General features: G+C 71.4%; 15 protein-coding genes and 1 pseudogene. 6 read left to right on the top strand and 10 right to left on the bottom strand.

What is annotated here, in order from left to right; translation table 11 throughout:
• Positions 1 to 54: 54 nt before the first annotated feature.
• Positions 55 to 1,191, bottom strand: a complete 1,137-nt coding sequence (gene dnaJ, locus OG758_RS31720; RefSeq protein ID WP_116513037.1) for a molecular chaperone DnaJ — start codon at positions 1,189 to 1,191, stop codon at positions 55 to 57.
• Positions 1,192 to 2,208 (bottom strand): heat-inducible transcriptional repressor HrcA, encoded by a 1,017-nt coding sequence (gene hrcA, locus OG758_RS31715; protein ID WP_326713064.1) that lies wholly within the window; start codon positions 2,206 to 2,208, stop codon positions 1,192 to 1,194.
• Between the two features lie 121 nt (positions 2,209 to 2,329).
• Between hrcA and OG758_RS31710 the strand changes: the two genes are divergently transcribed.
• On the top strand, positions 2,330 to 3,061 hold the full coding sequence (locus OG758_RS31710) for an MBL fold metallo-hydrolase (RefSeq protein WP_326713063.1): 732 nt from the start codon (positions 2,330 to 2,332) through the stop codon (positions 3,059 to 3,061).
• A 35-nt stretch (positions 3,062 to 3,096) separates the two neighbouring features.
• Positions 3,097 to 3,912, top strand: coding sequence for a DUF3097 domain-containing protein (locus OG758_RS31705; protein WP_326713062.1), 816 nt, complete (start codon positions 3,097 to 3,099; stop codon positions 3,910 to 3,912).
• Positions 3,913 to 3,941: 29 nt separating this feature from the next.
• On the opposite strand, the gene hemW is transcribed toward OG758_RS31705, so the two are convergent.
• Together hemW and OG758_RS31695 are read right to left on the bottom strand one after the other, a co-directional pair.
• Entirely contained in the window at positions 3,942 to 5,174 is a 1,233-nt protein-coding gene (hemW, locus tag OG758_RS31700; RefSeq protein WP_326713061.1) for a radical SAM family heme chaperone HemW, read from the bottom strand.
• Between the two features lie 53 nt (positions 5,175 to 5,227).
• Positions 5,228 to 7,180 carry a SpoIIE family protein phosphatase gene (locus OG758_RS31695; RefSeq protein ID WP_326713060.1) on the bottom strand — a complete coding sequence of 651 codons (1,953 nt, stop codon included), beginning with the start codon at positions 7,178 to 7,180 and terminating at the stop codon, positions 5,228 to 5,230.
• A 102-nt stretch (positions 7,181 to 7,282) separates the two neighbouring features.
• On the opposite strand from OG758_RS31695, the gene OG758_RS31690 reads away from it, so the two are divergent.
• Together OG758_RS31690 and OG758_RS49120 are read left to right on the top strand one after the other, a co-directional pair.
• A complete protein-coding gene (locus OG758_RS31690) occupies positions 7,283 to 7,624 on the top strand; it encodes a hypothetical protein (RefSeq protein ID WP_326713059.1) in 342 nt (113 codons plus the stop codon).
• Positions 7,554 to 7,735, top strand: a pseudogene (locus tag OG758_RS49120) (hypothetical protein); the annotation flags it as partial. The gene OG758_RS31690 and the pseudogene OG758_RS49120, both read left to right, overlap by 71 nt.
• A gap of 298 nt (positions 7,736 to 8,033) precedes the next feature.
• On the opposite strand, the gene OG758_RS31680 reads toward OG758_RS49120, so the two are convergent.
• On the bottom strand, positions 8,034 to 9,920 hold the full coding sequence (locus OG758_RS31680; protein WP_326713057.1) for an AMP-dependent synthetase/ligase: 1,887 nt from the start codon (positions 9,918 to 9,920) through the stop codon (positions 8,034 to 8,036).
• Between the two features lie 263 nt (positions 9,921 to 10,183).
• The gene (lepA, locus tag OG758_RS31675; RefSeq protein WP_326713056.1) at positions 10,184 to 12,043 is read right to left on the bottom strand and encodes a translation elongation factor 4; all 1,860 of its coding nucleotides are present in this window, start codon (positions 12,041 to 12,043) and stop codon (positions 10,184 to 10,186) included.
• 220 nt (positions 12,044 to 12,263) lie between these two features.
• Here lepA and rpsT point away from each other — a divergent pair, with 220 nt between their 5' ends.
• Positions 12,264 to 12,530, top strand: coding sequence for a 30S ribosomal protein S20 (gene rpsT / locus OG758_RS31670; RefSeq protein WP_100594244.1), 267 nt, complete (start codon positions 12,264 to 12,266; stop codon positions 12,528 to 12,530).
• 240 nt (positions 12,531 to 12,770) lie between these two features.
• On the opposite strand, the gene holA is transcribed toward rpsT, so the two are convergent.
• Positions 12,771 to 13,757 (bottom strand): DNA polymerase III subunit delta, encoded by a 987-nt coding sequence (gene holA / locus OG758_RS31665; RefSeq protein ID WP_326713055.1) that lies wholly within the window; start codon positions 13,755 to 13,757, stop codon positions 12,771 to 12,773.
• A gap of 57 nt (positions 13,758 to 13,814) precedes the next feature.
• Here holA and OG758_RS31660 point away from each other — a divergent pair, with 57 nt between their 5' ends.
• Positions 13,815 to 14,060, top strand: coding sequence for a hypothetical protein (locus OG758_RS31660; RefSeq protein WP_326713054.1), 246 nt, complete (start codon positions 13,815 to 13,817; stop codon positions 14,058 to 14,060).
• 82 nt (positions 14,061 to 14,142) lie between these two features.
• On the opposite strand, the gene OG758_RS31655 is transcribed toward OG758_RS31660, so the two are convergent.
• From OG758_RS31655 to OG758_RS31645, 3 genes are all read right to left on the bottom strand, one after another.
• Complete coding sequence (locus tag OG758_RS31655; RefSeq protein ID WP_326713053.1) at positions 14,143 to 15,024, bottom strand: YceI family protein; 882 nt, start codon at positions 15,022 to 15,024, stop codon at positions 14,143 to 14,145.
• Between the two features lie 216 nt (positions 15,025 to 15,240).
• Positions 15,241 to 17,901, bottom strand: a complete 2,661-nt coding sequence (locus OG758_RS31650) for a ComEC/Rec2 family competence protein (RefSeq protein ID WP_326713052.1) — start codon at positions 17,899 to 17,901, stop codon at positions 15,241 to 15,243.
• The gene (locus tag OG758_RS31645; protein ID WP_326713051.1) at positions 17,898 to 18,746 is read right to left on the bottom strand and encodes a ComEA family DNA-binding protein; all 849 of its coding nucleotides are present in this window, start codon (positions 18,744 to 18,746) and stop codon (positions 17,898 to 17,900) included. Before OG758_RS31645 ends, OG758_RS31650 begins: the two co-directional genes overlap by 4 nt.
• Between the last annotated feature and the right edge of the window lie 547 nt (positions 18,747 to 19,293).

Raw genomic sequence — 19,293 nt, 5'->3', positions numbered from 1 at the left:
GCCACGCGTGATGCGGGGGACGTGGTCCCTGCTTCTTGTGTACGCCGGGCTCGGTCAGCGCCCGTTGAACGCGTCCTTGAGCCGCGAGAACAGCCCCTGCTGGCCGGGCTGGAACTGCCCCGTGGGACGTTCCTCGCCGCGCAACTTCGACAGCTCACGCAGCACCCGCTCCTGCTCGGCGTCCAGCTTCGTCGGCGTCAGGACCTCCACGTGCACGATGAGGTCGCCGCGGCCGCCGCCGCGCAGGTGCGTGATGCCGCGCCCGTGCAGCGGGACCGACTGACCGGACTGCGTGCCCGGCCGGATGTCGATCTCCTCCAGGCCGTCGAGCGTCTCGAGCGGCACCTTGGTGCCGAGCGCCGCGGCCGTCATCGGGATGGTGACGGTGCAGTGCAGATCGTCGCCGCGCCGCTGGAAGACGGGGTGCGGCAGCTCGTGGATCTCGACGTACAGGTCACCGGCGGGACCGCCGCCGGGGCCGACCTCGCCCTCGCCCGCGAGCTGGATCCGCGTGCCGTTGTCGACGCCGGCCGGGATCTTCACGGTGAGCGTGCGCCGCGAGCGGATGCGGCCGTCGCCGGCGCACTCCGGGCACGGCGTCGGCACGACCGTGCCGAAGCCCTGGCACTGCGGGCACGGCCGCGAGGTCATGACCTGGCCCAGGAAGGACCGCGTGACCTGGGACACCTCGCCGCGGCCGCGGCACATGTCACAGGTCTGCGCGGACGTGCCGGGCGCGGCACCCTCGCCGCTGCAGGTCGTACAGACGATGGCCGTGTCGACCTGGATGTCCTTGGTGGTCCCGAAGGCGGCCTCGTCCAGCTCGATCTCGAGCCGGATCATGGCGTCCTGGCCGCGGCGTGTGCGCGACCGGGGACCACGCTGGGACGCCGTTCCGAAGAACGCGTCCATGATGTCGGAGAAGTTCCCGAAGCCGCCGGCGCCGAAGCCACCGGCCCCGCCTCCGCCCGCCTGCGAGAGGGGGTCGCCCCCGAGGTCGTAGACCTGCTTCTTCTGCGGGTCCGACAACACCTCGTAGGCGGCGTTGATCTCCTTGAACCGCTCCTGTGTCTTCGGGTCCGGATTGACGTCCGGGTGAAGCTCACGGGCCAGCCTGCGGAAGGCCTTCTTGATCTCGTCCTGGGAGGCGTCGCGGCGCACGCCGAGTACGGCGTAGTAGTCCGTGGCCACTTACGACTCCGCCAGGATCTGTCCGACGTAACGTGCCACTGCGCGTACTGCTCCCATCGTTCCCGGATAGTCCATGCGGGTCGGTCCGACCACGCCGAGCTTGGCGACTGCCTCGCTGCCCGAACCGTAGCCGACCGAGACCACGGAGGTTGAGCTGAGTCCCTCATGGGCGTTCTCATGACCGATCCGTACGGCCATGCCCGAATCGTTGACCTCACCAAGGAGCTTGAGGAGCACGACCTGCTCCTCCAGTGCCTCCAGCACGGGCCGGATGGTGAGGGGAAAGTCATGTCCGAAGCGGGTGAGATTGGCGGTGCCGCCGATCATCAGCCGCTCCTCGGTCTCTTCGACGAGCGTCTCCAGCAAAGTGGAGAGCACCGTCGCGACCGTGCCGCGGTCCTCCGTGTCGAAGGACTCCGGCAGGTCCTGCACCAGCTGCGGCACGTCCGCGAAGCGGCGTCCCGCGACCCTGCTGTTGAGCCGGGCCCGTAGATCGGCGAGAGAGGTCTCGCCGAACGGCGCCGGGCAGTCGATCATCCGCTGCTCGACCCGCCCCGTGTCCGTGATCAGTACGAGCATCAGGCGGGCGGCGGCGAGCGAGAGCAGTTCCACGTGGCGCACGGTGGACCGCGTCAGGGACGGGTACTGCACCACGGCGACCTGCCGCGTCAGCTGCGCGAGCAGCCGCACGGTCCGGCCGACGACGTCGTCGAGGTCGACGGCGCCGTCGAGGAAGTTCTGGATGGCGCGGCGCTCGGGCCCCGTCATCGGCTTGACCGCCGTCAGCTTGTCCACGAACAGGCGGTAGCCCTTGTCGGTCGGGATCCGCCCGGCGCTCGTGTGGGGCTGGGCGATGAAGCCCTCCTCCTCGAGCGCCGCCATGTCGTTGCGCACCGTCGCCGGTGAGACGCCGAGGCTGTGCCGCTCGGTGAGCGCCTTGGAGCCGACCGGCTCCTCGGTCCCCACGTAGTCCTGGACGATGGCGCGCAGCACTTCGAGCCTGCGTTCACTGAGCATTCGCGCGCACCTCCAGCTGTGTCGTCCGCGGCTGGCACTCGGTGCGGCCGAGTGCCAATGGTCTCCGAGTCAGTGTACGGCCGGTGGGTACGGGCCCGGCAAGGGCGCTAGCGTCGGCCCCATGGACGACCTGGACTGGAATGCGGTGGGCTGGGAGGAGCTGTCCGCTCGGGCGGGGCGGGTCCGGCTGCCGGGCTGGGACTGCACGACGGGCCTTGTCGTGGGCGACGGGGCGGCGTTGCTCGTCGACACGGGTTCATCACTTCGTGAGGGTGCGGCGCTGCGGGCGGACACCCGGCGCCTCATCGGCCCGCACGCGCGCGTGACGCATATCGCGCTGACGCACCCCCATTTCGATCACGTTCTCGGCACGGCGGCGTTCGCCGGTGTCGAGGTGTACGGCGCCGCGGGCATCGACACGGTGTTCACGCGGGGCCGTGACGAGCTGCGGGCGTCCGCGGTGGCGCACGGCGTGCCGCACGAGGAGGCGGCCGAGGCCGCTGACGTGCTCGTCGTGCCGCACCACCGGGTGTGCGGGGAGTGGACGCTCGATCTGGGCGGCGGGCTCCAGGTGCTGCTCGCGAACATGGGCCCGGCGCACAGCGGGCACGACCTGGCGGTCCTGGTACCGGGCACGCCCGAGGTCGTCTTCTGCGGCGATCTGGTCGAGGAGTCGGGCGAGCCGCAGGCGGGCCGTGACGCGGTGCCGAGCCGCTGGCCGGCCGCCCTGGACCGGCTGCTGGAACTGGGCGGTGAAGATGCCGTGTACGTCCCCGGGCACGGAGCTGCGGTGAATGCGGAGTTTGTCCGTGCGCAGCGTGCCGCGCTGGCGGCGCGTTTCGGCGTGTCGTGACCCTCGGACCGCACCTTCTTCCTATCGTCGTTCGAATGCGCCAGTACTCCCCCGACTTCACCCCGCCATGGAAGAAGCAGCAGGCCGCGCCCGAGGTGGCGGCGGACGTGGATCTCGTGGTCGAGGAGGTCACGACCGGGTTCTGCGGGGCGGTCATCTGCTGCGAGAAGACGGCCCAGGGCCCGACGGTGACCCTGGAGGACCGCTTCGGCAAGCACCGGGTGTTCCCCATGGAGCCGCGCGGCTTCCTGCTCGAGGGCCGGGTCGTCACCCTCGTACGTCCTGCGTCCGCCGCGCCCGTACGTCCCACACGCACGGCCTCCGGGTCGGTCGCGGTGCCCGGGGCACGGGCCCGGGTCGCGCGGGCCGGGCGCATCTATGTGGAGGGCCGGCACGACGCGGAGCTGGTGGAGCGGGTCTGGGGCGACGACCTGCGCATCGAGGGCGTGGTCGTGGAGTACCTGGAGGGCGTCGACGACCTGCCCGCGATCGTCGCCGAATTCGCCCCGGGGCCCGACGCGCGGCTCGGCGTCCTCGTCGACCATCTGGTGCCCGGCTCGAAGGAGTCACGCATCGCGGCGCAGGTCACCGGCGAGCACGCGCTGGTCGTCGGCCACCCCTACATCGACGTGTGGGAGGCCGTGAAGCCGTCGGCCGTGGGCATCCGGGCGTGGCCCCGGGTGCCGCGCGGCCAGGACTGGAAGACGGGCGTGTGCCGGGCGCTCGGCTGGCCGGAGAACACCGGCGCAGCCTGGCAGCACATCCTGTCGCGGGTGCACAGCTACCGCGATCTGGAGCCCGAACTCCTGGGCAGGGTCGAGGAGTTGATCGATTTCGTGACGCTGCCCTGACGCTCCCCCGACAGCGAGGCTGCGCGGGCTCAGTCGACGAGGTCGCGGACGACCGCGTCGGCGAGGAGACGGCCGCGCAGGGTGAGGACAGCGCGCCCGGACTCGTACGGGGCCGCTTCGAGCAGGCCGTCGGACAGGGCCCGGCCGGCGGCGGCGCGGCCCGCCGGCTTCAGGAGCGACAGGGGGCAGCCCTCGAGGAGGCGCAGCTCCAGCAGGATGCGCTCGACGCGCCGGTCCTCGTCCGACAGGAGCTCGCGCCCCGCGCCGGGCGAGCGCCCCTCCGCGAGGCGCCCGGCGTAGGCGCCCGGGTGCTTCACGTTCCACCAGCGCACGCCGCCGACGTGGCTGTGCGCGCCGGGACCCGCGCCCCACCAGTCGGCGCCGCGCCAGTACAGCTCGTTGTGCAGGCAGCGCCCGGCGTCGGTGGTGGCCCAGTTCGACACCTCGTACCAGTCGAAGCCCGCCCCTGCGAGGACCTCGTCCGCGATCAGGTAGCGGTCCGCGTGGACGTCGTCGTCCGTCATCGGGACCTCGCCGCGGCGGATGCGCCGGGCGAGCTGGGTGCCCTCCTCGACGATCAGCGCGTACGCCGACACATGGTCGGGCCCGGCGTCGATGGCCGCCTCCAGCGAGGCCCGCCAGTCGTCGTCGCTCTCGCCTGGGGTGCCGTAGATCAGGTCCAGGTTGACGTGGTCGAAGCCCGCGGCGCGCGCCTCGGCGACGCAGGCCTCGGGGCGTCCGGGGGTGTGGGTGCGGTCGAGGATCTTCAGGACGTGCTGCTTGGCGCTCTGCATGCCGAAGGAGATCCGGTTGAAGCCCCCTTCGCGGAGGGTCTCCAGGTAGGCGGGGCCGACGGACTCGGGGTTGGCCTCCGTCGTCACCTCGGCGTCGGTCGCGAGCCCGAACTCGTCGCGGATCGCCCCGAGCATCCGTACGAGGTCGTCGGCCGCGAGGAGCGTCGGGGTGCCGCCTCCGACGAAGACGGTGCGCACCTGGCGCGGGTCGTCGCCGAGTACCTTGCGGGCGAGGCGCACCTCGTCGACGAGGGTGTCCGCGTAGTTGTCGCGAGAGGCGAGCACACCGCCGGAGCCGCGCAGCTCGGTCGCGGTGTACGTGTTGAAGTCGCAGTAGCCGCAGCGCGTGGCGCAGTACGGGACGTGCAGATAGAACCCGAGGGGCCGCTCGGCCGCCCCGGCCAGGGCGGAGGCGGGCAGCGCGCCGTCGTCGGGGACGGGCTCACCGTCGGGGAGTGCGGAAGGCATGGACCTATTGTCCCGCAGCCGTGAGGTTGCCCTGCCGGTCGCTGCTCCGGGGGTCACCGCGCCTGGAGGACCAGGAGGGCGAGGTCGTCGTCCGGCGGGCTCTCCGAGAACTCGTGGACCAGGCGTTTGATCCGCTCGGCGAGCAGGGGTGCGGTGAGTCCCGTGCAGCCGGCGAGGGCGTGGGAGAGGCCGTCGCCGTCGTCGAACTGGCGGTGCCCGTCCCTGCGCTCCGTCACCCCGTCCGTGACGCACAGGAGGGTGTCGCCGTCGTGGAGTACGAGGCTCTCGCTGGTGTAGCCGGGGTCGTCGACGACGCCGAGGAGCACCTGGGGCTCGGCGGCGGACCCGACCAGGCCGTCGGGCCGCAGCAGGAGCGGCAGCGGGTGTCCGGCGGAGGCCAGGGTGCAGCGCATCCCGTCCTCGGTGGGCACCAGCTCCCCGTAGAGCAGGGAGAGGAAGCGGGGGGCTCCCTCGGATGTGAGGCCCTGGCCGCCCGCGGCGGCGAGCGCGCGGGCCGCGGCGTCGGCCGCCTCCGTGGCGTCGTCGAGGAGGAGCCGGTTGAGACGGTCGAGGACCTCGGCGACCTGGTACCCCTCGCGGGCGAGCAGCCGCAGCCAGGGCCGGGCGAGGCCGATGACGACGGCCGCCTCCGGGCCCTTGCCCTGGACGTCGCCGAGCGCGAAGCACCAGCGGCCGTCACCGGCGGGGAACACGTCGTAGAAGTCGCCGCCCGGGCCGCCCGCGTCGCGCGGCTCGTAGACGAGCGCGGACTCGATGCCGGGGATCTGGGCGACGGCGGAGGGCAGCAGTCCGCGCTGGAGGATGCGGCTGATGGTGGCCTGGCGGGCGTAGCGGCGGGCGGCGCTGACGGCGAGGGCGACGCGGCGGGCGAAGTCCTCGACGAGGCCGGTGACCTCGTCGGGGAAGCGGGTCAGGCCGGCCCGCCCGATGAGGAGGGTGCCCACCGCGCGGCCGCCCGCGCTGAGGCGGTAGGCGAGCGCGGCGCCGGCCGGGTCGCCGCCGAGGGACTCGAAGGGCCACGGCACGGGGACGGCCGCGCTGCGCGCCGCGTCGGTGGGCTGTGGCGGGTCCTTCTCCAGGATCTTGCGGAGCTCCTCCATGCGGTTCTCGCTGGTGTGCCAGACGCGGGCGAGGCGGGGCGTGGCGAGGGCACCGGTGCCGCGGGCCGCCCGGTCGGCGGCGCCCCGGTCCGGCCTGCCGTCCTCGTCGTCGAGCCAGACGGCGCACCAGTCGGCGAGACGCGGCACCAGCATCTGTCCGGCGAGTGAGGCGACCTGGTCCTCGTCGAGCTGTCCCGCCAGCAGGTCGGAGGCCTCGGCGAGGAAGGAGAGCGCGCCGCGGTTGACCCAGTCCTGGTCGTGCGGGAAACGGCGCGGCGTGGGAGCCAGTATGTCGGCGGCGCGCAGCCCGCGCTGAAAGGTTCTTGCGCCGGGGAACGCCTCGGGGTCACCGCCCCGCGGCTCGGCGCCGTCGACGGGGAGGCGGGCCCAGACGGTCTTGGTGCCGTGCTGGTACGTGATCCCCCAGGCGTCGGAGAGGGAGGCCACGAGGCGCAGGCCGCGGCCGCACTCGGGGGTGTCGGGGCCCATGTCGGTGCGGTCGCTGCGGACGGCGCGGGCGGGGTGGTGGTCGGAGACCTCGATGACGAGGGCGGCGGGCGCGCACCCGCCGTCCAGGTCGTCGGGGTGGCCGGTTTCGAGACGGCACAGCAGCTCGACATTGGTGCCGGCGTGGACGACGGCGTTCGTGACGAGTTCGCTGAGTACGACCACGGCGTCGTCGGTGAGCCGGTCGCCGACGCCGTCCGTGGCAGTCAGGCCGAGCTCGGCCCAGTCGGTGAGAGCACCCCGTACGAAGCGGCGGGCGGCCGCGGGGGCCAGCGGGTTTCCGGGCAGCGAGGTCCGCACGACGGCCGGTGCTCCCGGCGGACGGGAGGGCTCGTCGGTGGCGTAGGTGGTCTCCCGTTGCAGCGGAATGGACCCCACGGTGCGGCTCCTGAGCAGTTCGGGCATAGACGCCTCAGGCGACACGGACAGAGTGACAGACTGATCCCGCCCATAAGCACCGAGTTACCGAAGTGGGCCACCATGAGCGCGAACAGTGCTACGCGTACTCCGGATCCGGACCGGATCGAGGCCGCCGAACCGCGTGCGCTGCTCGCCGCGATGACGTCGGCGCGGGACGGGGATTTCGCCAAGGCCCCGGAGACCGGGGAGAGCCTGGCGGCCGAACGCGGCGCGATGTTCCACCAGATCATGGACCGCAGCCGGCACTACGACGCCGAACTCACGCGTGTGCGGCAGGAGATCGTGCGGCACGGGCGGCTCGACGAGCGGGTCGAGGCGAGCCAGGGGAGGGCTCGCACTGGTGACGACGGCAGCGGCGCGGGGCGATCCGGCGCGTACGGTCACGATCGAGGCGACCGGTGAGCTGCTCGAACCGAATCTGACCGTGAACACGAGGCCGACCAACTATCCGCGTTCGCCGACGAGGTCACGCGTGTGGCCCGCGAGGCCGGCACCGAGGGCCGGCTCGGCGGCCACGTGCCGGAGCTGACGGCCCGCCGGTCCGCCGTCGAACGCGAACTGACGGCCGGCACCCTGCCGGACGCCGCCAAATGGCGCCGCCAGGTGACACAGATGATGGAGCTGTTACGGGAGATGCGTCGCGGCCGCACACCGTAGTGGCGGACCGCGACACATCCCTCAAGCGGTGACGCGGGGCGTCACTTCTCGCGCGAGGCCGCGTACATCTCGTCGATCAGGTGCCCGGCTGCATCGGTGCGGGGGCCGACCCCCGCACCCCCAGCCGCACAACCGCCGCCTCACGCCTCACGCCTCACGCCTCACGCGAGCCCGCGTACATCTCCTCGATCAGGTGCCCGTACTCGCGCTCGACGACCGGCCGCTTCAGCTTCAGGCTCGGGGTCAGCTCGCCGTGCTCGATGTCGAGGTCGCGCGGCAGGAGCTTGAACTTCTTGATGGTCTGCCACTTCTGGAGGCCCTGGTTGAGCTCCTTGACGTAGCCCTCGACCAGTTCGACCGTGACGGGGGCCGCGACCACATCGGCGTACGACTTGCCCTCCAGCCCGTGGCCCTTGGCCCACTCCAGGATGGACGGCTCGTCGAGGGCGATGAGCGCCGTGCAGAAGTTCCGGTCGGCGCCGTGCACCAGGATGTTCGAGACGTACGGGCACACGGCCTTGAACTGGCCCTCGACCTCGGCGGGCGCGACGTACTTGCCGCCCGAGGTCTTGATCAGGTCCTTCTTGCGGTCGGTGATCTTGAGGTAGCCGTCGGGCGACAGCTCGCCGATGTCGCCGGTGTGGAACCAGCCGTCGGACTCCAGGACCTCGGCCGTCTTCTCGGGCAGCCCGTGGTAGCCCTGCATGACGCCGGGGCCGCGCAACAGGATCTCGCCGTCGTCCGCGATCCGCACCTCCGTGCCGGGCACCGGCTTGCCGACCGTACCGGTGCGGTACGCCTCGCCGGGGTTGACGAAGGACGCGGCGGAGGTCTCCGTGAGGCCGTAGCCCTCCAGGATGTGCACACCCGCGCCGGCGAAGAAGTAGCCGATCTCGGGGGCGAGCGCGGCGGAGCCGGAGACGCAGGCGCGCAGCCGGCCGCCGAACGCCTCACGCAGCTTGGAGTAGACGAGCGCGTCGGCGACCTTGTGCTTCGCACCGAGTCCGAACGGCACCGAGGCCGAACCGGTCCTGCGGAAGTTGTCCTGGCCGGCCTTCGCGTACTCGCGCGCGACCTCGGCGGCCCACTGGAAGATCTTGTACTTGGCGCCGCCGCCCGCCCGCGCCTTGGCCGCGACCCCGTTGTAGACCTTCTCGAAGATGCGCGGCACCGCGGCCATGTACGTCGGCTGCACGATGGGCAGGTTCTCGATGATCTTGTCCACGCGGCCGTCGACGGCGGTGACGTGCCCGACCTCGATCTGCCCGGAGGTGAGGACCTTGCCGAAGACGTGCGCGAGGGGCAGCCACAGGTACTGCACGTCGTCCGGGCCGACCAGGCCGGTCGCGGAGATGGCCTTCGCCATGTACGACCAGTTGTCCTGCGGGAGGCGCACACCCTTGGGGCGGCCGGTGGTGCCGGAGGTGTAGATCAGCGTCGCGAGCTGGTCCGCGGTGATCGCGCCGACCTTCTCCTTGATCAGGTGCGGGTGCTTCTCCAGGTACGCGGCGCCGCGCTTCTCCAGGTCGGCGAGCGTGAGCAGCCAGCCCTCGGGGTCCGCGGCGTCCGGCTCGACCCCGGCCTCGTCGATGACGACGACATGGGCGAGGTCAGGCAGCTCGGCCCGGCGCTCGCGGGCCTTGGCCAGCTGCGCCGCGTCCTCGGCGATCAGGACCTTGCTGTCCGAGTCCGCGAGAATGAACGCCGACTCCTCGGCGTTGGTCTGCGGGTACACGGTGGTCGTCGCGGCGCCCGCGCACAGGATGCCGAGGTCGGCCAGGATCCACTCGACCCGCGTGGAGGAGGCGAGCGCGACCCGCTCCTCCGGCTGCACGCCCAGCTCGATCAGGCCGGCCGCGATGGCGTAGACCCGCGTCGAGGCCTGCGCCCAGCTCAGCGACTTCCACTCGTCGGGGCCCTCACCGGCGGCTGGTACCGGGTAGCGGTAGGCCTCGGTATCCGGCGTGGCCGCCACGCGCTCCAGGAAGAGGGCCGCCACTGACGGCGGACGGTTCTCGATCAGGGTCTGTGTGTCGCTCACGACGTCCTCCGGGGGCCCGCGGCAGCGCGGCGAGACTGGGCGCGGCTGGCTGATGGCGGCTGTTGTTTAACTGGCGAGTAACTACCGAGCAGTGATCAGAGTAGAGCGCGGTCGCCCGGTGCGTAAGGGGCCGCAGCCTGTCACTTCTTGTCGACAGCCGCTGTACACACGGCCCCCACAAAAGGCCCGCACAACAATGCCGGGAAATCAAGAGGCCCGCCGCACTGACGCGCGACGGGCCCCGGACAGCTGTGCCGACCGGCCTACTTCTTCTTCGTGCCGCTGTCGTCGCTGGAGAGCACGGCGATGAAGGCTTCCTGCGGCACCTCGACGGAGCCGACCATCTTCATGCGCTTCTTGCCCTCCTTCTGCTTCTCGAGCAGCTTGCGCTTACGGGAGATGTCACCGCCGTAGCACTTGGCGAGGACGTCCTTGCGGATCGCGCGGATCGTCTCGCGGGCGATGACCCGGGAGCCGATGGCGGCCTGGATCGGCACCTCGAAGGCCTGCCGCGGGATGAGCTCACGCAGCTTGGCGACCAGCCGCACACCGTACGCGTACGCCGCGTCCTTGTGCGTGACCGCGGAGAAGGCGTCGACCTTGTCGCCGTGCAGCAGGATGTCGACCTTGACCAGGCTGGAGTCCTGCTCGCCGGTGGGCTCGTAGTCCAGGGACGCGTAGCCGCGCGTCTTGGACTTCAGCTGGTCGAAGAAGTCGAAGACGATCTCCGCGAGCGGCAGCGTGTAGCGGATCTCGACGCGGTCCTCGGAGAGGTAGTCCATGCCGAGCAACGTGCCGCGGCGGGTCTGGCAGAGCTCCATGATCGAGCCGATGAACTCGCTGGGGGCGAGGATCGTGGCGCGCACGACCGGCTCGAAGACCTTGTCGATCTTGCCTTCGGGGAACTCGCTCGGATTGGTGACCGTGTGCTCGGTGCCGTCCTCCATGGCCACGCGGTAGACCACGTTGGGCGCGGTGGCGATGAGGTCGAGCCCGAACTCGCGCTCCAGGCGCTCACGGATCACGTCGAGGTGGAGCAGGCCGAGGAAGCCGACGCGGAAGCCGAAGCCGAGGGCGGCCGAGGTCTCCGGCTCGTAGACGAGCGCGGCGTCGTTGAGCTGCAGCTTGTCGAGGGCCTCGCGCAGGTCCGGGTACTCCGAGCCGTCCAGCGGATAGAGGCCCGAGAAGACCATCGGCTTCGGGTCCTTGTAGCCGCCGAGCGCGACGGTGGCGCCGTTGTGCAGGGAGGTGATCGTGTCACCGACCTTGGACTGACGGACGTCCTTCACGCCGGTGATGATGTAGCCCACCTCACCGACGCCGATGCCGTCGGCCGGGGTCATCTCCGGCGAGGAGACACCGATCTCGAGCAGCTCGTGCGTGGCGCCGGTGGACATCATCCGGATGCGCTCACGCTTGTTGAGCTGGCCGTCGACGACTCGTACGTAGGTGACGACGCCGCGGTAGGAGTCATAGACCGAGTCGAAGATCATCGCGCGGGCGGGCGCATCGGCGACACCGACCGGGGCCGGAATCTCGGCCACGACCTTGTCGAGCAGCGCCTCGACACCCATGCCGGTCTTCGCGGAGACCTTCAGCACGTCGTCCGGGTCGCAGCCGATGAGGTTCGCGAGCTCCTCGGAGAACTTCTCGGGCTGGGCGGCCGGCAGGTCGATCTTGTTGAGAACCGGGATGATCTTGAGGTCGTTCTCCATCGCCAGATAGAGGTTGGCGAGAGTCTGCGCCTCGATGCCCTGGGCCGCGTCGACGAGCAGGACCGTGCCCTCACATGCCGCGAGGGACCGTGAGACCTCGTACGTGAAGTCCACGTGCCCCGGGGTGTCGATCATGTTGAGGATGTGAGTGCTGCCCGGGTCCTCGCTCGGGGCCCAGGGCAGACGCACCGCCTGGGACTTGATCGTGATGCCGCGCTCGCGCTCGATGTCCATCCGGTCGAGGTACTGAGCACGCATCTGCCGCTGATCGACCACACCGGTCAGCTGGAGCATCCGGTCGGCGAGCGTGGACTTGCCGTGGTCGATGTGCGCGATGATGCAGAAATTGCGGATCAGAGCCGGGGCGGTACGGCTCGGCTCGGGCACATTGTTAGGGGTCGCGGGCACGCAGGGTCCTGTCTCTTGAGGCGCCTGTCGCCTCGGGTCGGATCGATACGTAGATTCCATGGTCCCACGGACGCGGGACTGCGCCCGGTTTGGGCCGCTCGGAGCACGGCTGGTAACGTTGACAGCTGTGTCTCTTGCCTTCTCAGCACGAGGCACCTCAAGAGAAATCACCGGCACGTGGGCGTGAGCTCGCGTGCCTGAACCTGAAAAGGCTCATTTCGTGGCGAACATCAAGTCCCAGATCAAGCGGATCAAGACCAACGAGAAGGCTCGTCAGCGCAACAAGGCTGTCAAGTCCTCCCTGAAGACCGCGATCCGCAAGGCCCGCGAGGCCGTTGCCGCGGGTGACACCCAGAAGGCCGAGGAGCTCACGCGCGAGGCTTCGCGCAAGCTCGACAAGGCCGTCTCCAAGGGCGTCATCCACAAGAACCAGGCCGCCAACAAGAAGTCGGCGCTTGCTTCCAAGGCTTCTTCCCTCAAGGGCTGAGTACCCGCTCCCTCACGGGACGGGCACTCCTTTGATGTGATCGCCGGACGGACCCGAGCGGGCCCTCTCTCTCCGCTCCCGGCCGGCACCCCGGATCTGCACGCGACTGCGTTCGCCACGCGGGTGCGGATCCATCGAGCTTGAACCTGAAACCCCGCACAGCCGCCCTTCCCCGGGACGGCAGGGCGGGGTTTTTGGCGTTCAGGCGGTCACGTGTCCCAGGACCCGTATTCGGATGGCTCAGCCGCGGCGGGAGCGGGCGGCCCTTGCGATGGCGACCACGGCTTTCTCCAGGGCGTACTCGGGATCGTCCCCGCCGCCCTTGACGCCCGCGTCGGCCTCGGCGACGGCCCGCAGCGCGACGGCCACTCCGTCCGGCGTCCAGCCCCGCATCTGCTGACGCACCCGGTCGATCTTCCACGGCGGCATCCCCAGCTCGCGGGCGAGATCAGCGGGCCGGCCGCCGCGTGCCGACGACAGCTTGCCGATGGCGCGGACCCCCTGGGCGAGCGCGCTGGTGATCAGCACGGGCGCCACCCCCGTCGACAACGACCACCGCAGCGCCTCGAGCGCCTCCGCGGCGCGGCCCTCGACGGCCCGGTCGGCGACGGTGAAGCTGGATGCCTCCGCCCGGCCCGTGTAGTACCGCGCGACGACCGCCTCGTCGATCGTGCCCTCGACGTCCGCGCTGAGCTGCGTCACGGCGGAAGCCAGCTCCCGCAGGTCACTGCCGATCGAGTCGACCAGGGCCTGGCACGCCTCCGGCGTCGCGGAACGGCCGATCACCCGGAACTCGCTGCGCACGAACGCCAGCCGGTCCGCCGGCTTGGTCATCTTGGGGCAGGCCACCTCGCGGGCCCCCGCCTTGCGGGCCGCGTCGAGCAGCCCCTTGCCCTTGGCGCCGCCTGCGTGCAGCAGCACCAGCGTGATCTCCTCGGCGGGAGCCGCCAAGTAGCCCTTCACGTCCTTGATCGTGTCGGCCGAGAGGTCCTGCGCATTGCGTACGACCACGACCTTGCGCTCGGCGAAGAGCGACGGGCTGGTCAGCTCGGCGAGCGTGCCGGGCTGGAGCTGGTCGGACGTGAGGTCACGCACATCGGTGTCCGCGTCGGCGGCGCGGGCGGCCGCCACCACCTGCTGCACGGCGCGATCGAGCAGCAGGTCCTCCTGCCCCACGGCGAGGGTGACAGGGGCTAGCACGTCGTCTGTTGCAGTCTTCCTGGCCATCGCGGTCAAGCATCCCACGCGGCACTGACAACCCCCGCAGTGCCGGAGAATGGCCGGGTGACCGATGCACGACATGTACTGGTGCTGCCCGACCGCGACGCCGCGGAGGAGGTGGCCGAGGAGCTTCCCGACCGGTTCGGAGTCACCGAGGAGCCCCAGCTCGTACGGGACGCGCTGGCCGGTGAGGACGACGCCGAGGACGCCCAGTGGCTCGTGGTGATCGAGGACCCCACCAGCCGTCTCGACACCGCCTCACTCGACGAATTCGCCGCGGAACACGACGGCTGGCTCGAAACGCCTTAGCCGGGGCTGCCCTGGCCGGGGCTGCGGGGGCCGGGGCTGCGGGGGCCGGGGCTGCCCTGGTCGGGGCGGCGGGGGCGTTGCGTCAGCCCTTGGGGACGATCTGGATGTCGAGCTCGATCGTCACGCTGGAGCCGACCGCCGCGATCCCACGGGCCAGCATCGTCTGCCAGTTGACCGTGAAGTCGTCGCGGTGCAGCTCCGTGGTGGCGCGGCAGGCCGCACGGGTCTCCCCCTCCATGCCGTTGCCCAGACCCAGGTACTCCGCGTCGAGCGTGACCGTACGCGTCACACCGTGCAGGGAGAGAGCGCCCGTGATCGCCCAGCGGCTGCCGCCCTTGTGCACGAACCGCTCGCTGTAGAACTCGAGCGTCGGGAAGTGGTCCACGTCGAGGAAATCGGCCGACCTGAGGTGGTCGTCGCGCATCTTCACGTTCGTGTCGATGGACGACGCGTCGATGACCACGTGCATCGCCGACTGCTCGACCCGCTCGGCGATGCGCAGCGCGCCCGCGAATGTGTTGAACCGGCCGTGGATCCGGGCCAGTCCGATGTGGCGCGCCGTGAACCCGACAGACGAGTGCATCGGCTCGATCTCCCAGTCCCCGGCGTCGGGCAGGGCGGGCGGCTGGGCGACCTGGAGCATGACGTCACCGAGAGAGGAGTGCGCGCTGTCGCCGACCGAGGCGCTCCCCCGGTACGGCGTGTAGCCCTCCGCCGTGACCGCGAGCCGGTAGTCACCGGCGGGAACGGCCGCGACGAACGAGCCGAACGGGTCGGCCCCGCCACTCACGACCGTGCGCCCCATGGCGTCGCTCACCGCGAACTCGGCGCCGCGCACGGGCTCGTTGACGGGGTCGAGCACCCGGCAGCTGACGAACCCCGCACCGGGCGGCACGCTCACCCCCGCGAGCGGACTCGTTCGTTGAGCCCGGTTCGTACGGTTTCCCAGCCAGCGGCCGAACATGTGCGAGACACCCCAGTGAAGCTTGACACCACCATCAACGAAGATGCATTCGACCATCGTTGTGGCATTCGAGGCAACACGGGCTCACATCGCGGGAATGCCAGAGACTGTTACCCCCTGTACAGAGATGCCTGAATTAGTCATTCCGCTTACCGTTTCACCAGCTCGGAGGCATTTCTACCAACCGGTAACAGCGCGTCCGACTCGGGGCACCCGTCATGACCCGCCCGCCACCACACCGAGCCCCGCGCCCTCCCGCTCCCCCGCCCCGGAACGGGCCGGCCCTGATCCGCCCTGCCCTGATCCGCCCTGCCCGGACCCGTCCTGCCCGGACCCGGTGACCGCCAACACCCCGTCCCGGTCCGTCCGGAGGACCACCGCTCCCCCGGCCCGCAACTCCGCGACCGTACGCGCCGACGGATGTCCATATTGGTTGTTCTCGCCGCAAGAGATCAGAGCAAGCCTGGGCGCGACCCGGCGCAGGAGTACCGGATCCTGGTAGGCCGAGCCGTGGTGGGCGACCTTGAGAACGTCCACGGGTGGCAGCGCCGCCACCCCGGGGGATCTCAACAGGGCGCGCTGCGCCGGTGGTTCGAGGTCACCCATGAGCAACAGGGTGAGGCCCGCGGTGCGGACCAGCAGCGTGACGCTCGCGTCGTTCGGGCCGTCCGGGTCCGGGGCGGGTCGCGGCGGCGGCCACAGCACCTGCCATGCGAGCCGGCCCGTCCGCCGCTGCTCCCCCGCGGCGGCCCGGGTCATCGTGATGTGCCGCGCTTCCGCCAACCCCCTGACAAAACGCACCTGCTCAGGCGGCTCGTCGAACCCCGTCGTCTCGATCGCCCCCACCTCACGACCCCGCAGCACCCCGGGCAGACCCGCGACGTGATCCGCGTGGAAGTGGGTCAGCAGGACGAGCGGGACCCGGGTGATCCCGAGCGAGCGCAGACAGCGGTCGACCAGCACCGGATCGGGCCCCGCGTCGACCACCACGCCGGCCCCCGCGCCCACCGCGAGCACCAGCGCGTCCCCCTGCCCCACATCGCACATGACCATCCGCCACCCCGGCGGGGGCCACCCCGTGATCACCCGGGTCAAGGGTCTCGGCTGCATGACCACGAGAACCAGCAGCAGCACACATATCCCCATGGCCCACGCAGACTTGAGCACCTGACGGCCCACGAGGATCACGCCCAGAGTGACGACTGCGAGCAGCAGCCCGCCACTCGGGCCACCGGGCCAGTCCACGCCTCCGCCGGGCAGTGCGGCGCCCGCGCGTGCGATGTCCGCGATCCATCCGGCGGGCCAGCTCGCGCACCAGGCAAAGGCCTTCGCGACCGGCATCGCCAGCGGCGCGGCGGCCAGCGCGGCGAACCCCAGCACCGTCGCCGGCGCGACCGCGAACTCGGCGAGCAGATTGCAGGGCATCGCCACCAGACTCACCCGTGACGCGATGACCGCGACCACCGGCGCACACACCGCCTGCGCCGCGCCGGCGGCGGCGAGCGCCTCCGCCAGTCGCGGCGGACACCTGCGCCGTCGCAGTGCCTCACTCCAGCGCGGTGCCAGGGTCAGCAGCGCACCCGTGGCCAGGACGGACAGCAGGAACCCGTAACTCCGGGCCAGCCAGGGGTCGTACAGCACCAGCAGCAGTACGACGGTGGCCAGGGCCGGGATCAGGGACCTGCGTCGCCCGGTGCCGATGGCGAGCAGCGCGACGGACCCGCAGGCCGCCGCCCTGAGCACGCTCGGCTCCGGTCTGCACACGATCACGAAGCCGAGCGTGAGCGCGCCGCCGAGCACAGCGGTTGCCCGAAGCGGGATGCCCAGCCTCGGCGCGAGGCCACGGCGCTCGGACCGGTGGGCGGTGCCGGGCGGGCCGATGAGCAGAGCGAGCAGGATCGTGAAGTTCGCCCCGCTGACCGCCGTCAGGTGCACCAGGTCAGTGGCCTCGAACGCCTCGTGCAGCTCAGGCGGAACACGTGAGGTGTCCCCGACGACCAGCCCGGGAAGCAACGCGCGCGCATCCCCCGGGAGCCCCTCGGTCGCCTCCCGCAGCCCTCCCCTCAGCTTCCCCGCGAGCCGCTGAGCCGTGGAGGGCGCGCCGACGACCCGCGGGCTCTCGTCCCGCCCGACGCGGAGCAGGGCCGCGACCCGGCCTCCGCCGGCCGACGCGGGCGCCAGCCCTCCGTGCACGACCAGCCGCGTGCTGGGCAGGAGCGACAGCCACGGCGTCCTCCCCGCGGCGGCGCGGTCCACGTCGACGAGGACCAGGACCGGTGTACGCACCCGCGTTCCGGCACCGCCCGAGGACCCGCCCTGCGCGCCGACTCTCAGCACATCGGCGGCGATGACGACGGAGGAGGGAGCCGGGCGGTCCCCCTTCACGCGGGGGCGCGTCAGCCGCGGGTCGGCCGTCACCTCCAACTCGACCGTCACCCGAGCGAATTGCCGGGCAAGCCCGGGAACAGGCCCGCGCGTCAGATCCGCGCCGTGCAAGGCGGCCGAGGCCGCGGACGCGGCAACGCACAGCAGCACGGCGGCCACGGACATACGAGGCCAGAGCGAGAACACTCTGTCGGGAGGGCGGGGTGGCGGTGACCGTAATCCCGAGGGCGGGGGCTGTAGTGGCGGACACGACGGCTCCGTCCTTCCGTGCCGCCCCCGCGTCGCCCCTCCCAGTAACAACACTCCGGCCACCGCCGCGCAGGTCAGCGCCAGAGCCGTCACCCAGACCGCCGGAGCGTCCAGGGTCACCGCTGCCGTGGCCCATGCCGCGAGCGCCGGAGGGACGAGACGGAGGTCTGCCGGACCCTCCTGCCGAGGGCTCGAGTCGCCCAAGGAAGAGTCCGAGGCCGGTGCAACTCCCCTGTTCCTCATGGCCGTACGAGATTCTGGAGGTCGGAGAAACGCCGGTCGCCGATGCCGTTGACCTCGCGCAGCTCGTCGACGGAACGGAACCCTCCGTGCTCGGTGCGGTAGTCGATGATGTGCTGGGCCAGCACCGGTCCGACGCCCGGCAATGTGTCGAGTTGCTCTGCGGTAGCGGTGTTGAGCCCGATCGGCCCCGCAGCCGCGGCCCCGGTTCCGGCCCCCGTCCCGGCAGAACCCGCCGAACCCGCGGAACCCCCCGAGCCGATCCCTCCCGGGGCCGCCGGTACGCCCACGACCACCTGCTCGCCGTCCGCAAGCAGTCGTGCCCGGTTGATTCCCGTGGGGTCCACGCCCGGACGAATCCCTCCGGCGGCGCGCAATGCGTCGGCGACCCTGGATCCGGCCGGCAGCCGATGGATCCCGGGACTCCGCACCTTCCCGCTGACGTCCACGACGATCCCCGCCCCCGACGCCCCGGCCGCCTCATTCGTACCGCCCGCAGCCGACGCCCCGGCCGGGGCGGGTACCGACGGCCCGGTGTCCGGCTCCTGACCGGCGGCGGACGAACCCGCCGCCTCCTCGGGTGCCGCCGATCGGACCACCTCGGGCACGCTCACCGGCTGAGCCCGTCCGGTCCAGAAGTGGTGCACGGCGAAGCCCGCCGCCGCGACCAGGACCACGACCAGAGCGATCACGCTCCGCCGCTCCAGCCCGCACCGCGTCTGCATCCACAGCGGCAGCCGCTCCCTCACGGCGAGCCCTGCCCGCTCCCGCCACGAGGCCGTATCCGTCTCCGCCTCGCCCGCCGGACCGTCCCACTCCTCCCTGAACTCCCTCGGCGCCGCCCCCACCCCGACCCCGCCCTCGTCGGCATCGGCATCGGCATCGGCATCAGCCCGTGCCCACCGCGGCGGACGTGAAGAGACTGTCCCGGCCCACGGTGGAAGTGGCGGACGCAACGGCGGCACCCACTCGGCCGGATCAGGCGGACCCGGCACTCCCGGCGGACCGGGAGGGCCGGGCGGGCCGGGCGAGAGACTCGGGGCTCCAGGCAAACCCGGTGAGCCCGGCTGTCCGTCCCGCCCCTCGGCGAATAACGCCTCCGCCCGCAACCTCAACGCCTCGGCCGACGCCTGCCGATAGCGCCGCCGCACTCGCCTACGCCTCTGCCACGTCCCCGACTCCGCCCCGGCGCCGGACGCCACCCCCGACGCCACATCCCCCGCGGCCGCGTCCGGCGTCACTGAACGTACCGGTGTGCCTGAACGTACTGATGTCCCTGAAAGTGCTGATCCAAGTGCCATGCCACGAACGCTAGGCACTCCGCCGAAGCTGCGGTGATCTTGCTCATTTCCCGGGGACAACCGGGCAGTTGTGGATAACTCCGTCACCCACAAG

Origin of the sequence: Streptomyces sp. NBC_01474, from assembly GCF_035918215.1 — a bacterium.
Taxonomy (GTDB): Bacteria; Actinomycetota; Actinomycetes; order Streptomycetales; family Streptomycetaceae; genus Streptomyces; species Streptomyces aureus.
Note: the sequence above shows the minus strand (reverse complement) of the source record. Positions and strands in the feature narration are given on the sequence as shown.

Coding starts and splice junctions, on each gene's coding strand:
- hrcA (WP_326713064.1), bottom strand. CDS start 2,208: ATGCTCAGTGAACGCAGGCTCGAAGTGCTGCGCGCCATCGTCCAGGAC.
- OG758_RS31655 (WP_326713053.1), bottom strand. CDS start 15,024: ATGTTCGGCCGCTGGCTGGGAAACCGTACGAACCGGGCTCAACGAACG.
- OG758_RS31690 (WP_326713059.1), top strand. CDS start 7,283: ATGAGCGCGAACAGTGCTACGCGTACTCCGGATCCGGACCGGATCGAG.
- OG758_RS31710 (WP_326713063.1), top strand. CDS start 2,330: ATGGACGACCTGGACTGGAATGCGGTGGGCTGGGAGGAGCTGTCCGCT.
- hemW (WP_326713061.1), bottom strand. CDS start 5,174: ATGCCTTCCGCACTCCCCGACGGTGAGCCCGTCCCCGACGACGGCGCG.
- holA (WP_326713055.1), bottom strand. CDS start 13,757: ATGGCCAGGAAGACTGCAACAGACGACGTGCTAGCCCCTGTCACCCTC.
- OG758_RS31705 (WP_326713062.1), top strand. CDS start 3,097: ATGCGCCAGTACTCCCCCGACTTCACCCCGCCATGGAAGAAGCAGCAG.
- OG758_RS31650 (WP_326713052.1), bottom strand. CDS start 17,901: ATGAGGAACAGGGGAGTTGCACCGGCCTCGGACTCTTCCTTGGGCGAC.